General features: G+C 64.7%; 4 protein-coding genes. All 4 read left to right on the top strand.

Features of this window, described 5'->3' with window-relative positions:
* On the top strand, positions 1-4236 hold a 4236-nt coding region (locus BCY88_RS35345), incomplete at its 5' end, for a non-ribosomal peptide synthetase (RefSeq protein WP_147408601.1).
* 16 nt (positions 4237-4252) lie between these two features.
* The gene (locus BCY88_RS35340; protein ID WP_183081527.1) at positions 4253-7651 is read left to right on the top strand and encodes a non-ribosomal peptide synthetase; all 3399 of its coding nucleotides are present in this window, start codon (positions 4253-4255) and stop codon (positions 7649-7651) included.
* 247 nt (positions 7652-7898) lie between these two features.
* Positions 7899-10334, top strand: coding sequence for a TonB-dependent siderophore receptor (locus BCY88_RS35335; protein WP_183081526.1), 2436 nt, complete (start codon positions 7899-7901; stop codon positions 10332-10334).
* A 177-nt stretch (positions 10335-10511) separates the two neighbouring features.
* Positions 10512-17543: non-ribosomal peptide synthetase (locus tag BCY88_RS35330; RefSeq protein ID WP_120348729.1), on the top strand; the 7032-nt coding region annotated here is incomplete at its 3' end.

The raw sequence follows: 17543 nt of genomic DNA, 5'->3' as shown, positions 1-17543 counted from the left end.
GCGAATCGTCTGGCGCACCGGTTGTCGGCACAGGGTGTGGGTCCGGATGTGCGCGTTGGGATTGCGGTCGAGCGCTCGGTGGAGATGGTGGTGGGGCTGCTCGCGATCATGAAAGCGGGTGGCGCCTATGTGCCGTTCGATCCGTCGTATCCGGCAGCGCGACTCGCGTACATGATGGCAGACAGCGGGATTTCCCTGCTGCTGACGCAGCGTAGGGTGCACGATGCGCTGCCGCTGTCGGATGCGATCGAGGTGCTCGAACTGGACGCACTCGACCTGGCCGGCGAACCGTCGCACAACCCGGACGTTGAACTGCGAGGCGAAAACCTGGCCTACGTGATCTACACGTCGGGCTCGACAGGCCAGCCGAAGGGCGCGGCGAACCGCCATAGCGCGCTGTACAACCGTCTGGTGTGGATGCAGCAGGCGTACGCGCTGGATGCTACAGACACCGTACTGCAGAAAACCCCATTCAGCTTCGACGTCTCGGTCTGGGAGTTCTTCTGGCCGCTGATGACAGGCGCGCGTCTGGCAGTGGCCGCGCCGGACGATCATCGCGATCCGCAGAAGCTGGTTGAACTGATCGGACGTCATGCGGTGACGACACTGCATTTCGTGCCGTCGATGCTGCAGGCGTTCATTGCTTACGAAGGTGCGCAGCAGTGCACCGGCCTCAGGCGTGTGATCTGCAGTGGCGAGGCGTTGTCCACGGAGTTGAAGGACCGGGCTCTGGCCGCGCTGCCGGCAGCTGCGCTTTACAACCTGTACGGCCCGACGGAAGCGGCCATCGACGTCACGCACTGGACCTGCCAGGCGGACGATACGGTCACGCCGATCGGGCGTCCGATCGCGAACGTGCAGACGGTGGTGCTGGACGCGTCACTGAACATGACGCCGGTGGGTGTGGCAGGTGAACTGTATCTGGGCGGAGCGGGGCTGGCGCGCGGTTACCTGAACCGGTCCGCGCTGACGGCGGAGCGCTTCGTGCCGGACCCGTTCTCGACCGAGGGCGCGCGTCTTTACCGCACGGGTGATCTGGCCCGCTGGCGGGCGGATGGCGCACTGGAGTATCTGGGCCGGATCGACCATCAGGTCAAGATACGCGGTTTCCGGATCGAACTCGGAGAGATCGAGGCACAGCTTCTCGCGCAGGCCAATGTGCGCGAAGCGGTCGTTGTGGCTCACGAAGGTGCTGGTGGCAAGCGTCTGGTCGGCTATGTGAGTGCGGATGCGAACACCACGTTCGATACGACGGCGTTGCGCGAGGCGCTTGCGCAAGCGTTACCCGAGCACATGGTTCCGTCTACGGTCATCGTGCTCGATACACTGCCGCTGAGTCCGAACGGTAAGGTAGATCGCAAGGCGCTACCCGCGCCTGAGCAGAGCACAACTGCGAACCAGGTAGCGCAGAACGAAGCGCCGGAGGGCGCGGTTGAAACCACGCTTGCCGCAATCTGGCAGGAGGTGCTGGGTGTGGAGCAGGTCGGCCGTCACGCGAACTTCTTCGAACTGGGTGGCGACTCGATCATCGCGATGCAGGTCAGCGCACGCATCCGTGCGACGCTCGACAACGCGTTCGCGTTGCGCGCGTTGTTCACGAACCCGACCCTTGCGGCACTCGCACCGCACATCGGAGGCGTGTCGGGCAAGGTGTCCGCGTACGCCTCGCCGATCGAAAAACTCCCACGCACGGGTGCGCTGCCGCTGTCGCCCGCGCAACGCCGCTTGTGGATCGCAGCGCGGCTCGCGACACACGACGCCGCATCCTACAACGTCACCGCGACGGTGAAGCTCGACGGAGCATTGTCCGCGGCCCACGTGCAGACGGCGTTCGCGATGCTTACCGCGCGTCACGAAACGCTGCGGGCCAGCTACCCGGATCGCGACGGCCAACCTTATGTGTCGATAGCGGCATACCAGGTGGCGGATTTCGTCAGCCGCGATTTGTCCGCGCTCGACGACGATGCGCAACGCGCCGCGCTGGACGAACTCGCAAAAACCCGCGTCGACAGTCCGTTCGACGTGACGCGCGGTCCGCTGATGCGAGCGACGCTCATCCAGCTCGCGCCGCAACGTCATCGACTGATGTTGTCGCTGCATCACTTGATCTGCGATGGCTGGTCGATGGGCGTGCTGGTCGACGAATTCAGCCGGTTCTATCGTGCCGCGCAAAGCGGCGTGAACGACGCGCTGCCCGCGCCGCTCGACGTGCAATACGTGGACTACGCCGCATGGCATCGGCAGCAACTCGACGGCCTTCGCACCGATGGTTTGCGCGCGTTCTGGCGAGAACGACTCGATGGCGCATCGCATGTGCTCGATCTGCCGCTTGATTTCCCGCGCCCGACGACCGTGTCGCAAGCAGGCGATTCACTCCATTGCACGCTCGATCCCGCATTGGCGCGCAAGGTTCACGACGCCGCGCAACGCTATCGCGTGACGCCGTTCGTCGTGTTGCTGGCGAGCTATCAATTGCTGTTGCATCGTCTGACGGGGAGCCGCGATGTGCTGGTCGGCACCGATGTCGCGGGCCGCGAACGGGTCGAGCTGGAAGCGCTGATCGGTTTCTTCGTCAACGTCGTGCCGCTGCGCTCGCGAATCGAAGCAAGCGATACCGGCGACGTAGGCGATGCATCGCTCGACATCGGCAGGTGGCTTGCAAAGACCAGCGTGTCGGCCGTCAGCGCGCTCGAACACGCGCAATTGCCGCTCGATCAGATCGTCGACACGGTGAACGCCATGCGCGACCGGCGTCGCAATCCCTTGATTCAGGCGTTATTCGTACTGCAGAACACACCGGCGACAACGCTGGACTTGCCAGGCATTACCAGCGAGATGGTCGAACGCCCGACCCTGTACTCGAAGTTCGATACGGCGCTGTTCATCGAACCGCACGAAAGCACGTGGCGTGCGGAATGGGTGTTCAGCACCGCGCTTTTCAGGCCGTCGACAATCCAGCGCTGGAGTGTCGAATGGCTCAGTCTTCTGGAGAACATCGTGACGCAAACCGAGATTCACGCGAATATTCCGCCGCGCTCCGCCGATGCCAACGGCCCGGCGCAGGCCGCTCACACCGCGCTCGCCGCGCAGTCGGCCCAGTCCGCGCAACAGGACAAGCTCGCGAAGCTGAAAAAAATCGCCTCTCGCGGACCACGTGCGCCGCTTGCGGAAAACGCCGCGACAAACGCCACGACAAATGTTGAGAGCGCCGCCGACACCACGCGCCCGCCTGCACGCGTGAGCACGCTGCAAGCAGGACAAGCGCTGCCGGCCGTCTGCGAGCCCTGGACCTCCGACGTCGATCCGCACGCGTGGGCGCGGCAGCATCGCGCGTTCATCGACGCGACGCTTGCGCGTCACGGCACGATCCTGTTCCGCGGTTTCAACCTGAACTCCGTGGCGGACTTCGAGGCGTTCGCGGAAGCGATGTCGCCGGGGCTATACGGTGGTTACGGCGATCTGCCCAAGAAGGAGGGCGGCCGCAATACGTACCGTTCGACGCCGTATCCCGAGCGCGAAATGATCCTGTTCCACAACGAAAGCTCGCACCTGGAGCGCTGGCCGCGCAAGCAGTGGTTCTATTGCGAACTGCCGTCGAAAGTGGGCGGAGCAACGCCGATCGTCGATTGCCGCGAGATGCTGCGGCGCTTGCCGGCGTCGATCGTGAATGCGTTCCGCGAGAAGCACCTGATGTATATCCGCACCTTCACGGACCGGCTCGACGTCGCGTGGCAGGACTTTTTCGGCACCGAGATACGTGCCGACGTCGAAGCGCGTTTGCGTGCGGCGGGCATTGCGTTCCGCTGGCTGCCGAATGACGGATTGCAAACGCGCACGATCTGTCCGGGCGTCATCACGCATCCGGTGACGGGCGAACTGGCGTTCTTCAATCAGGTGCAACTGCACCATCCGTACTTCCTGCGCGCCGACATTCGCGCCGATCTGCTGAAGATGGCCGGCCCGGACCGGTTGCCGCGCAACGTTTGCTACGGCGACGGAACGCCGATTGACGAAGCGGACCTTGCGATCATCGGCGAAGCCTATGAAGCGTGCGCGGTGCGCTTCGAATGGCGCGCGGGGGATGTCGTCATGCTCGACAACATGCTGGTCGCACACGCGCGTGATCCGTACGAAGAGCCCCGCAAGATCGTGGTCGCGATGGGTGCGATGGTCGAGCGCGATGCACTCGCGGCGGCTTCAGTACCCGCTGCGAATGCAGACGAAATTTATCCGTGAATGGCAGGCTGAGACGATGAACGATTTTGCAGAACAGATGGATTCGGATGGCGTGGCGCTGTCGCCCGCGCAACGATTGGTGCTGACGGTGCGCGGCGCGGCCGCGGCCGCGGGCGCCGATGGCGAGCGCGATGCGCCTGCGGTGTTGGGCGCGACCTTGCATGGCCCGTTTGACGATGCACGACTCGACGACGCCTTTGCACGTGTCTGCGCGCGTCACGAGATCACGCAGACCGCGTTCCGGCACGTGCCGGGTTATGTGCAACCGAGACAGTTTCCGTATGCATTGGCCGTGCCTTCGATCGAACGCGTCGAGTGCACGCCCGCGACGCTCGCTGATGCCGAGCGCGATTTCATCGCGGGCATCTCGCCTGCGCTCGATGCGCCGGCGTTGTGCCGTGAAGACGCGCATCCGTTGCGTGCGGTGTTGTTGCGCGCCGATGCCGGTACGGCGCGTCTCGTGCTGATTGCCTCTCGTGCGGCGGCGGACGATGCGAGTCTTGCCGCGTTGTTGCGTGCAACCGTCGACGCCTATGCGTCGCGCGATGTCCCGGAAGCGGACGACGAACCCGTGCAGTACACGCAATTCGTCGAATGGCGCGACGAGTTGAGCCGCGATGACGACGCGCCCGCCGCCGCCGGGTATTGGCGCGCATATGCCGAGGACGTCGCTGCGCAAACGCAAGGCGCGGCGGGTTTGCCGTATCGCCGGCGAGCGGCTGCCGAAGGCGCGCGAAAGCGTGCAGTGCCCCCGCTTGCGGTCGAACTCGACGTGAGCACCCGTGACGCGCTTTACGATGTATTCACGCGCGATCACGAGCTTTCGGCAGACGTCATTGCCCAGGCGGCATGGTGGGTCGTGCTCGCGCGAGTGAGCGGCGTGCCGGCGTGGGACGGCGGCTGGCAACACGATTGCCGTCGCGATTACGACATGCTGCGAGCGGGGATCGGCGCGTATCAGCAAGTGCTGCCGGTTCTGCTGCGCTGCGCGCCGGAGGACAGTTTCATCGAGGTTGCGCGGGCGTTGCACACGACGCTCGCGACGCATCGACGGTGGCAGGAATACGCTTCGTCGCATCCCACACTGCTGACGGCGGCGGCCAAACGCATGATCTTCGTTCAGGCGGATCCGGCTGTGACGGTTGCGATCGACGGTGCGGGGGGATCGCCGTTGTCGGCGGAAATCGATGCGCTGAATGGGCCGTTGCCGGACTGCGAGCTGGGCCTGCAGGCCGATATCGACGCCGACGGCCGGATCGTCCGCGTCGCCTTGCATTACGCGCACGAGGTTTATCCGCACGATGCAATGGCCGTGCTGCTCGATCAATATGTGAATGTGCTGACCGCGTTGCCTTCGCTGGCGGCGCAGCGCAAGGATCGAATCGCCGATCTGCCGTTGACGAACGCGGCATCGGAACGCGCCTTGCTCGACTGGCGCGGTGCGTCGCTCGATGTGAGCGGCACGCCCGCTCAATTTGCATCGACCGTCAGCGAGCGGATCGCGCACTGGGCGACGCGCACGCCTGACGCGCCCGCGCTGGCCGCCGGCGAGGCGGCGCTGAGCTACAGCGAACTGCACGCACACGTCACGCGACTCGCATCGCAACTCGCGGCAATGGGTGCGCCGCGCGGCACGCCCATTGTCCTCGCGATGCCGCGTTGTGCCGCGCAAGTCGTTGCACTGCTGGCGGCGATGCAGGCAGGCGCGCCGTATTTGCCGCTCGATCCAGCGTGGCCCGCAGCGAGGCGCCGTGCGATTGTGGCGCAGGCGAAGCCGTCACTCGTGCTGTGCCTGCGTGACGATTACGCATTGCTGAGCCCCGACGATCTGGCGAGCGCATCGTATGCCGTGCTGGATATCGAATCGTTCGAGATCGCCTCGTCTTCATCCACCGTAAACGCGACTGCGGCCGGGCCTCACAAGCCGGAACCTGCTGACGCGGCGTACGTCCTGTTCACATCAGGCTCGACCGGCCTGCCGAAGGGCGTCGTGATCGAACACCGGCAATTGCTGAACTATGTGGCGGGTGTGAGCGCAACGCTCGGTCTCTCGCGCGCGCGCCGCTTCGCGCTGACCTCGACCGTCGCCGCCGATCTTGGCAATACGGCCTTGTTCGGCGCGCTTTACAACGGTGCATGCCTCGTCGTTGCGAACGCACACGATACGCACGACGCGGCCGCGTTCTCGCGCTTCCTGCGCGACCAGTCGATCGATTGCGTGAAGATCACACCGTCGCATCTCGACGCATTGCTGGATACGCGCGGCGCCGTCGTGCCACGCACGCTGATTCTTGGTGGCGAGCCGGTGCCGCGGCGCCTTGCCGACAAGGTGCGCGCCATCGATCCGGCGTGCCGGATTTTCAATCACTACGGGCCGACGGAGACGACGATCGGCGTGCTGGTTCATGAATTCGGCGCGCGGACCGATGAGGACAGCGCGCTCGGGCACGCATCGGCGGACACGCTTGCGCTCACCACACCGCTGCCGAATTGCCATGTCTACGTGCTCGACGCGGCGCAGCGGCTTGCGCCGGTGGGTGTGCTCGGCGAGGTGTTTATCGGCGGCGCCCAGGTGTGTCGCGGCTATCTGGACGCGCCGGGTCATGGCGCCGCGAGCAGCGCCTTTATCGACGATCCCTTCCGGCCCGGCGAGCGCCTGTACCGCAGTGGCGACATGGCGCGCTATCTGCCCGGTGGCGGTATCCAGCTGGTGGGCCGCGCGGACGATCAGATCAAACTGCGCGGCTTTCGCATCGAGCTTGCCGAAATCGAAGCGGCGCTGCGCGCCGTACCGGGTGTCGGTCAGGCGGTGGTGCGCGCGTTCGGCAACGACGCGCATCGCTATCTGGCCGCCTTCGTCACGTGCGACGACCCCGCGCTCACCGAAACGGCAATCCGCGCCGCGCTGGGCGAACGCTTGCCGGAGCCGATGGTGCCGGCGCGCGTCGCCGTCATGGTTGCGATGCCGCGTCTGCCGAACGGCAAGATCGATCGGCAGGCGCTGGCCGAACCCGGCCGCGCATTCAACGGCAATTCCGGCGCAGTAACAGAAACGGCGCCGCGCACCGCCCTCGAAACACTGCTTGCACACAACCTTGCCATGTTGCTGGAGCGCGACAGCGTCGGCATTCACGACAGCCTGTTCGAACTCGGTGGCGATTCGCTGCTCGTGATCCGGTTGGCCTCGCGAGTTCGCGATCTGCTGCGTATCGACGTGTTGCCCGGGCTCATCTTCGAACATCCGAACGTCGCCGAACTGGCGCAATCGCTGGCGGCGCTGCACGGCACGCCGGAAGTGCTTGAGCGGACGGCGAGATTGCGTCTGAAGCTCGACGCAATGGATCCAGCCGAGCGCGCGCGGATCGAGGAGCGTGCGCGCGAGCAGATGCGCTTACGCGAGCAGCCGGTGGGGTGATGAAGCCGGTGAGGCCGTGATACGGGCTCAGGTGGGCCCAAAAGCTTGCGTAATGAGTTGCGTAATAGGAATGATTCCGTTTAGTATTCACGATTTGTACATGTAATAAGAATCATTATCATTCAAGTGGGCGTTCGGCGGCGTACCTCAGTCGGCAGATTGAGCGTCATGCGGGCCTTCGCCGTTTCTTAAAAAACTACCAGCGTTTGGAACGGGCATGAGAGCAGAGACCAAGGGGAAGCGGGGAATGGGAGAAGGACGACACCGGGTGGCGACAACCGGTCGATCGGCGGGGCGCCGGGCGCTGAGCGCAGGCGCGCTGATTGCCGGGCTGGCGTTTGCGATGGCGGCGCATGCAAAAAGCGACGCGCCGCAGCTGATCGATTCGCCCGCGCAGCCACTCGATCAGGCACTGAAACAACTCGCGAGCCAGACCGGCCTGAAGCTGTCCTATTCGAGCGAACTGGTGGCGGGCAAGACAGCGCCTGCCGTGCATGGCCGGCTCGCGGCGCCGCAGGCATTGCAACAGCTTCTCGGTGCATCCGGCTTGCAGGCCGTGAAAACCGGCGATGCGTACCTCGTTGCGCAACAGAACGTTCCAGCCAATACCACGACCGACGCTGGCAACACCGGTAGCACGCTGCCCGCGATCACGGTAAGCGATAACGCGGCGGGCACCGCCGCCGCCAACGCGGTCAATCCCCCCACGACGATCGGCTCGAAGATTCCGCTCACGCAGCGCGAAATCCCGCAGACAGTGACGGTGATTCCGCAAGAGCAGATTCAGCAGCAGAACATGACCACGCTGACCGATGCGATGCGCGCGACACCCGGCGTTAGCGTTGTTTACGCGGATTCAGAGCGCACCAACTATTACGCGCGCGGTTTTCCGATCGACACGTGGCTGCTCGACGGCGTGGCCAGCAATCAGAATCTTGCATCGATTGCCCCGAATCTCGCGATGTTCGATCGCGTCGAAGTACTGCGCGGCCCGGACGGCCTGATGAACGGTTTCGGCAGCCCGGGCGGCTCACTGAATCTGGTGCGCAAGCAGGCACCGAGCACGTTTTCGATGAACGCCGAACTGTACGGCGGCACGTATAACGAAGTCGGCGGCATGGTGGATGTCGGCGGCCCGATCAACTCAGCGGGCACCTTGCGCGGCCGCTTTGTCGCCGAGGCGGATCGTCAGGATCTGACCCAGGATTCGACGTGGCGCCGCAGCAAGAACATCTACGGCACGCTCGAAGCGGATCTGACGCCGCAGACGAAGTTGCAGATCGGCGCGAGCTACTCCGAGACCGATCAGAAGGCGATGTGGACCGGCACGCCGACCTACTCTAACTACACGTTCCTGAACCTGCCGCGCTCGACCTATCTCGGCGCGCCGTGGAACGACAATACCTACGACATCACCACCGCGTTCGCTACGCTGACGCAGAAACTGGGCGGCGGCTGGAGCACCAAGCTCGCGTTCAATTATCTCGAGAACCGCTCGTCGATCCTGAACGGCAACGTGTCCGGTCCGATCGATCCGGTCACCAACAACGGCACGATCGGCGCTACCAAATGGGCGCAGGACGACCAGCAGGAATCGGTCGATCTGTCGGTGAGCGGGCCGTTCCAGCTGCTCGGCCGCACCCATCAGCTGACGGTTGGCGGCAGCTATCTCCACGAGAGCCTTCGGACCCGCAACTTCTATTGCTCGGGCGGCAACGTTTTCTGTCAGAGCACGGGGAGTATCTTCTCTTCGATTCCCGAACCGGCTTTTGACGGCCCGGTGTCGGATGAAACCAAATCGACGAGCCAGTACGGCCTGTACGCCAATACGCGCATTAGCCTCGCCGACCCGTTGACGCTGGTGCTCGGCGCGCGCGCGACGTGGTGGGACTACGGTTTTGCGCCGAACCCGGCGGCCAACTACTGGGGCGATTCGACCCAGCATCACCATATTTCGGGCCGTGTCACGCCGTATGCCGGCCTGATCTATGACATCAACCGCACTTACTCGGCGTATGTCAGCTACACCGGCATTTTCATTCCGCAGACCGGCACCGACGTGAGCGGCAACCTGCTGCAGCCGCTCGAGGGCGATCAGTACGAAATCGGTTTGAAGGGCGAGTATTTCGGCGGTCAGCTGAACACGAATATCGCGCTGTTCCAGTTGACCGAGAAGAATCGCGCGCTCGACGATCCGCGCTACCCAGGTCAAGGTTTCGTGATCGCGGCGGGCAAGGCGCGATCGCGCGGTGTCGAGTTGACGGCGACCGGCCAGCTGACGTCGAACTGGAGCGTGTTCGGCGGCTATACGTACACGAATGCACAGTTTCTCGACGCCAGCACGAACGTCGACGGCTTCGCGTTCCAGAGCGTCGCGCCGAAGCATCTGTTCAAGTTGTGGACCAACTACAAGCTGCCGGGCAATCTGAACAAGTTCTCGGTGGGCGGCGGCGCGTACGTGTCGAGCGGCATTTCCGCCACCGACGGCGTCGGCACGGTTCGTCAGGGCACGTTCGCGACCTTCGATCTGCGCGCCGCATACGACATCAACAAGAACCTGACCGCATCGGTGAGCGTGACGAACCTGTTCGATCGGCACTACTACGATTCGATTTCGTCGACGGGCAGCTCCTTCTGGGGCAACCCGCGCCAACTGCTGTTCAAGCTGCGGATGCAAATGTAACGACCGCGCGCCGTGCCGCTTCGATCTCGCATCGTAAGGGGCGCGGCGCGCATCCCGCCGCGGCACGCGCGGCGATCTGAAGGGAAGCGGGCACCGCTGCCGTGCCGGGCTTTCCTGATTCGAACGTGAACGTGTAAGCGATTTGATCTGTCTGCATCATCCACGAGATACACAGCCATGAGCGAGCACTTGAGCAACGACGACCAGGACCTGATCGATCTGCTGGCAGCGGATCTGTCCTTCGGATCGACGCAGCGTACGGCACCTGCCGACACTCTTCCGGCGCCGTTATCGGCCGCGCAGCAGCGCTTGTGGTTCATGCAACGCTACGAGCCGTGGAGTACGGCTTACAACATCGTGCACGGTTTCGATCTCGACGGACCACTCGATCTCGCGCGTCTGACGCGTGCGTTCGAGAGAGTGATCGGCCGTCACGAGATTCTTCGCACGCGCTTCGTCGAGCACGATGGCGTGACGTGTCAGAAGGTGCTGGACGCAGTGGATTTCTCCATTGCGCATCGGCGCCGCGATGCGTCCGGTCTGCTCAAGGGGGAGGGATGGCATCAAGGTTTGCTTGAAAGCGAAGCACGCAAGCCGTTCGATCTCGACGGCTCGTTGCTGCGCGTCCGCGTGCATTCGGCGGATGAGGCGCGGCATCTGCTGGTGGTCGCGCTGCATCATCTGGTGTCGGACGGCTGGTCGAACGCAATCTGGGCGCGCGATCTGGCCGCCGCCTACGAAGCGGCCGGAATCTCCCCGCATGGCGCGGCGCACCCGGCGCCACGCTGGCCCGTCTTGCCGATCCAGTACGCCGATCACGCGCGCCGCGAAGCGCAGTATCTGCGCAGCGACGCCGCGCGTGCCGATCTCGACTACTGGCGCGCCGCGCTTGGCACCCGCTTGCCGGTGCTGAATCTGCCCACCGATCGTTTTCGCCCCGACGTGCTGCGTTTTCGCGGCGCGGCGCACACGGTGCATGCGGATGCGGACGTCGCCGCGCGCATCGCGGCGTTCTGTGCCCGCGAACGCATCACGCCGTTCGTGTTCTGTCTGGCCGCGTTCCAACTGGTACTCGCGCGTGTCAGCCAGCAGGACGAATTCCTGGTTGGCGTGCCCGGCGCGGGCCGGCATTGGCCTGATGTCGACAACCTGATCGGCTTCTTTGTCGATCTGCAGATCTATCGTGCGCGGCCCGACGCGCAGCTTCCGGTGCGCGACTGGCTGCGCCGGATTCAGGCGGAATCGGTCGGCGCGCTGAATCATCCCGGCTTGCCGTTCGAGCGTTTGCTCGAAGCGCTCGGCGTCGAACGCAGCGTCAATCGGCATCCCCTGTTTCAGGTGACGTTTGGCTACCAGGACACGGCCAAACCGTCCACGCTGAAACTTGGCGACATGCGCGTGAACGTCGTCGATCTGCCTGCCGACGACGCCAAATTCGATCTGACGCTGCACGTCGGCTTCAACGCGCAACGGCTCGAGGCGCGCTTTGTGTACGACGTCGATCTGTTCGACGCCGCGACGATCGCGCGCTTCGCCGCGCAGTATGAGATCGCGCTTGACGCGTTGCTCAAACAGGCCGATGCGCCGCTCGGCGCGCTCGATATCCTCGACGGCGCGCAACGCGCGAGTCTGCTGGCGCGCGGCCGTACTGAGGAGCGCTATCCATGCACGCCGCCTGCGCACGTGTCCATCGCGCAACGCGCCGCGCAGGCGCCTGGTGAACCCGCGCTGCTGTTCGGCGACCTCACGCTCAGCTATGGCGAACTGAACGCGCGCGCGAATCGCGTGGCGCATCGTTTGATCGCACTCGGCGTCAAGCCGGAAATGCGGGTGGGGGTTGCCGCCGAGCGCTCAGTCGAACTGATCGTCGGGCTGCTGGCCGTGCTGAAAGCGGGCGCCGCCTATGTGCCGCTCGATCCCGCCTATCCGAACGACCGGCTCGCCTACATGCTGGACGACAGCGGCATCTCGTTGCTGCTGACACAAAGTCATTTGCACGGCGGTTTGCCATCGCGTGAGGGCATGCGCCTGATCGATCTCGACAGCGCGGCGTTCGATACCGAACCGTCGCATGACCCGGATGTGCGCGTATTCGACGGCACACTGGCTTACGTCGTCTATACGTCGGGATCGACGGGGCGCCCGAAGGGCGTCGGCGTCGCGCACGGTCCGCTGTCGATGCATCTGCAAGCGATCGCGCGGCGCTACGACGTGCAGCCCGGCGACCGCGAGCTGCAATTTTTCTCGATCAGTTTCGACGCCGCCGCGGAGCAATGGCTGACACCGCTCGTCAACGGCGCGGCCATCGTGATCCGGGATATGGGTGACTGGCCGCCTGAGCGCCTGCTCGCTGAAGCGCGCGACAAACGCGTGACGATCCTGCATCTGCCGCCCGCCTATGTCGATCTGTTGCCGTCCACGGCCGGTGTCGACAGTGTTTCGATCAAGACCTGTATTTCAGGCGGCGAAGGCTGGCAGAAGAGCGGTTTCGACGCTGTACGGCGCAGCTTGCGTCCGCAGCGCATCGTCAACGCCTATGGTCCCGCCGAAACGGTGATCACGCCGACCGCATGGATCGCCCACGCCGATAGCGTGTTCGACAGCGCCTACGCGCCGATCGGCCGGCCAGTTGGCGAGCGCAGCGTCTACGTGCTCGATCCTGACATGAACCTGCTCGCCGACCGCCTGCACGGCGAGTTGTATATCGGCGGCCACGGGATGGCGCGCGGCTATATGGGACGCGCCGCGCTGACCGCCGAGCGTTTCGTGCCCGACCCGTTCAGTCAGGACGGCGCGCGCCTCTACCGCACCGGCGATCTGGTCTGCTGGGGCGCGGACGGCGAACTCGAATATCAGGGGCGGCTCGATCATCAGGTCAAGATTCGCGGCTTCCGGATCGAGTTGGGCGAAGTCGAATCGGCCTTGTTGACGCAGCCTGGTGTGCGCGAAGCGGTGGTCGTTGCGCAGGAGGGGCCGGGCGGCGCGCGGCTGGTCGGTTACGTGAGCGCACGAGCCGAGGCGGGAGCAGCGGGGGCCACGATTACGCTCGACGTGGCGACTTTGCGTGCGGCGCTGCTGGCCGAATTGCCGGATTACATGGTGCCGGGCGCGCTGGTCGTGATGGACGCGTTGCCGATCAATCCGAACGGCAAGGTCGATCGCCGTGCCTTGCCGGTGCCGCAATTCGACCGCGAAGCGTATGCCGCGCCACAGGGCGACGCGGAAATGGCGCTCGCGGCCGCGTGGCGCGAGATGCTCGGGATCGACGACATTGGCCGCCATCACAACTTTTTCGAACTGGGTGGAGACTCGATCCTCAGTTTGCAGATCGTCGCGCGAGCGCGTGAAGCAGGCTGGAAAATCACGCCGCGCCAGCTGTTCGAGCGGCAGACGGTTGCGGAACTGGCGGCGGTGGCCGTCAGGTTGAACCAGGGGTTGAGCCCGGCGTCCGATGCGGATGCCGGCTTCGCGGACGACGAAACACAGGCCCACGCGGCGATCGGATTGCTGCCGATCCAGCGTGAGTTCTTCGCTAGCGACATTCCGAATCGTAATCACTGGAACCAGTCGGTGCTGTTGTCGAGCGACATGCCGATCGACGCCACGCGCTTGCACGACGCGCTGCGCGCCGTGCTTGCGCATCATGACGCGTTGCGTTCGCGCTTCACACGCGACGCGCACGGCAACTGGCATCAAGAGCCGGGTGCTGTTGTCAGCGATGCGCAGCCCTTACTGTGGACGCGCCGCGCCGATACGCGCGAGCAGATCGAAGCGCTCTGCAACGAGGCACAGCTCAGCCTCGATATCGAACGTGGAGCGCTGCTGCGCGTGCTGCTGATCGACGTTGCGGACGGCACGAGCCGCGTCTTGCTGACGGTCCATCACCTGGTGATCGACGGCGTCTCGTGGCGTATCCTGCTCGACGATTTGCAGCGTGCCTTCGCGCAACTGGCCGGCGAACGCGCGTCCGATAACCTGCGTTTGCCGTCCAACGGAACGTCGTATCGGGCGTGGTCGCGTCGTTTGACGATCTATGGGGCGTCCAGCGCGGTGCAGGCGCAACGCGCTTACTGGCGCACGCAACTGGCAACGTCGGCGAGCTTGCCTTGCGATGAAAACTCTCTGCGCGGTGCTGCGCAAACCCGCGAAACCCGCGCGCTGTTGCGCAGCACCGAACTCCGGCTCGATCGCGGACTCACACAACGGTTGCTGCAAGTCGCACCTGCTGCGTATCGCACCCAGGTCAACGACCTGTTGCTGACCGCGCTCGGACGCGCGCTGTGCGCGTGGACGGGCAACCCGGCAATCCGGATCGATCTCGAAGGGCATGGCCGCGAGGATCTGTTCGACGACGTCGATCTCAGCCGGACGGTGGGGTGGTTTACGAGCGTTCATCCGGTTGTGCTCGATGCCGGCGGCGAGCCCGGGGCGGCGCTGAAGCGCGTCAAGGAAGCGCTGCGGAATGTGCCGGATCGCGGTCTTGGATATGGCATGCTGCCCGACGTGCAAGCGCATTCGGACACGCTGTTCAACTACCTCGGACAGATCGACGGTCAGCTGGATACCCATGCGGGTTGGCGGGCCGCGACAGAATCGGCCGGGACGACCAACGATCCGCACGCGCGGCTGACGTATCCGCTGTCGATCGCGGGACAGGTTTTCGATGGCGAGTTGCACCTGACGCTCGCATGGAGCAGCGTGCGTTTCAATCAGGCGGCGATCGCGCGGGTCGTGGAGGGTTTTCGCGCGGAGTTGGTCGGATTGATCGACCATTGCGCGAGCGATGCGACCGGTGCAAGCGGCGTGACGCCCTCCGATTTTCCGCTGGCGCGCCTGACCCAGCGGGAACTCGATGCCTTGACCGCCACGCTGCCGGTTGCCGTGCGCGAGTTGCAGGACCTTTATCCGTTGCCGCCAATGCAGGCCGGCATGCTGTTCCACACGTGGCTGACGCCTGACGACAGCGCGTATCGCAATCAACTGCGTGTCGATCTCGACGGGCTCGACGCGCATCGTTTCCGCGCTGCGTGGCGCGCGGTGATCGAGCGTCACGATATCCTGCGCACCGGTTTTCTCCAGCATCGCCATGCGCTATTGCAATGGGTCGCGAAGAGCGCGTCGTTGCCGCTCGACGAACTGGACTGGCGCGAGCGTGCGTCGCGTGATGGCGCTTCGATACCGGTGGAACTCGATGCACTCGCGCAAGCCGAACTCGCGAAGGGCTTCGACGTCACGCGTGCGCCGTTGCAGCGGCTGGCGCTGGTGCGAACCGGCGACACGCGCTATCACCTGATCTGGACCGTGCATCACGTGCTGCTCGACGGCTGGAGCGCATCGCAACTGATCGGCGACGTGTTGCGTCACTATGGCGGCGAGCCGCTGGCGGCGCGTGGCGGACGGTATCGCGACTACGTCGAATGGCTGCTGAAACGCGATCCGGGCGCCAGTGAAACGTACTGGCGCGATCAGCTTGCCGGGTTCGATACGCCGACGCGGCTCGCGCCTGCGTTACGCGGCAATGCAGCGGCGGCGGCTGAGGCAGACGATGCTGCTACGACAAAAAACACCGGCTACGTCGAGGCGCATCTGGACCTGGATGGCGCGGCCAGCGAGCGGCTGAGCGGCTTCGCGCGACAGGAACGCGTGACGGTCAACACGCTGGTGCAGGCTGCATGGGCGTTGCTGTTGCAGCGTTATACGTCGCAGGACACGGTTGCATTTGGCGCGACGGTCGCGGGCCGTCCCGACGATCTGCCCGGCGCGCAACAGTTGCTCGGCTTGTTTATCAATACGTTGCCGGTGATCGCGTCGCCGCGCGCCGGCATGCGTGTCGGCGACTGGTTGCGCGCGATGCAGGCACAAGCGCTTGCGTCGCGTGAGCATGAACACACACCGCTCAACGAGATTCAGCGTTGGGCCGGCGCGGGCGGCGAGGCGTTGTTCGACAGCCTGATCGTGTTCGAAAACTATCCAGTCGATGCCGCGTTGAAGGCGGCGGCGCCTGGCGGCTTGCAGGTCCTCGATGTGTCGAGCCACGAGCAGACGCATTATCCGTTGACGCTGACGGTCGCGCAGATCGACGGTGTGCTGCGCGCGCGGTGCAGTTTCGCGCAAGACGGTATCGATGCGGCAGGGGTGGCGCAGTTGCTGAAGCAGTTCGGCATCCTATTGAACGGTTTGTGCGGTGCGAGATTTGTGGGTGAACTGACGTTGCTGGATGACGACTCATCCGTGCTGCAGCAACACGTGGGATGCACTGCCGATTCGTTCGCCGATGCAGCCGCCGTGCACGAACTGATCGAACGTCAGGCAGCCGCGACGCCGGTTGCGATTGCGCTGGTCTGTGGCGATGAAGCACTGGATTACGCGGCGCTCAACACGCGGGCGAACCGCCTCGCGCAGCGCCTGATGCGCGAAGGCGTATGCGCCGATGTGATGGTCGCGGTGGCGCTGGAGCGTTCAGTGGATATGCTGGTGGCGCTGCTTGCTGTGCTGAAGGCGGGTGGGGCATATGTGCCGCTCGATCCCTCGTATCCGGCCGCGCGTCTCGGCTATATGCTCGACGATTGCCGTGCGCCCTTGCTGCTGACGCAGCGCGCGGTGGCGCACGCGTTGCCGGTGGGAGATCACACCCGCGTGCTCGAGGCGGATGCACTGGACGTGTCTGCTGAGTCGGCTGGGAATCCTGCTGTAGCCGTAAGCGGTGAGCAGCTGGCCTACGTGATCTATACATCGGGTTCGACGGGCAAGCCTAAAGGCACGATGGTGCGTCACGCCGCGCTGACGAATTTCCTGCACGGCGTGGCGCGCGAACCGGGTCTGGGGGCGGATGACACGCTGGTGGCGGTGACCTCGCTGTCGTTCGATATCGCGGCGCTGGAGCTGTTCCTGCCGCTGATCGTGGGCGCGAAGGTGGTGGTGGCCTCGCGCGATGAAGCGCGTGACGCCCGCCTGCTGGCTGGGCTGCTGGAGAAACATTCGGCGACAGCGATGCAGTCGACGCCTGCGACGTGGCGCATGCTGCTGGATTCGGGCTGGCCAGCCGGTGCACAACGTGTTTCGCTCAAAGGCCTGTGCGGCGGTGAAGCATTGCCTCGCGAACTGGCGGTGCGTCTGCGTGCTGCTGGCGTCGATCTGTGGAACATGTACGGGCCGACTGAGACGACGATCTGGTCGTCGGTGGCGCATGTCGGTGACGATGCGCCGATG

It is taken from the genome of Paraburkholderia fungorum, from assembly GCF_003610895.1.
GTDB classification, from domain to species: Bacteria; Pseudomonadota; Gammaproteobacteria; order Burkholderiales; family Burkholderiaceae; genus Paraburkholderia; species Paraburkholderia fungorum_B.
The sequence above is the reverse complement of the archived record's forward strand: the minus strand, read 5'-3'. Positions and strand labels throughout refer to the sequence as shown.

Bases quoted from the DNA above. Each gene is read 5' to 3' on its own strand.
- BCY88_RS35335 (WP_183081526.1), top strand. From the start codon at position 7,899: ATGGGAGAAGGACGACACCGGGTGGCGACAACCGGTCGATCGGCGGGG.
- BCY88_RS35340 (WP_183081527.1), top strand. From the start codon at position 4,253: ATGAACGATTTTGCAGAACAGATGGATTCGGATGGCGTGGCGCTGTCG.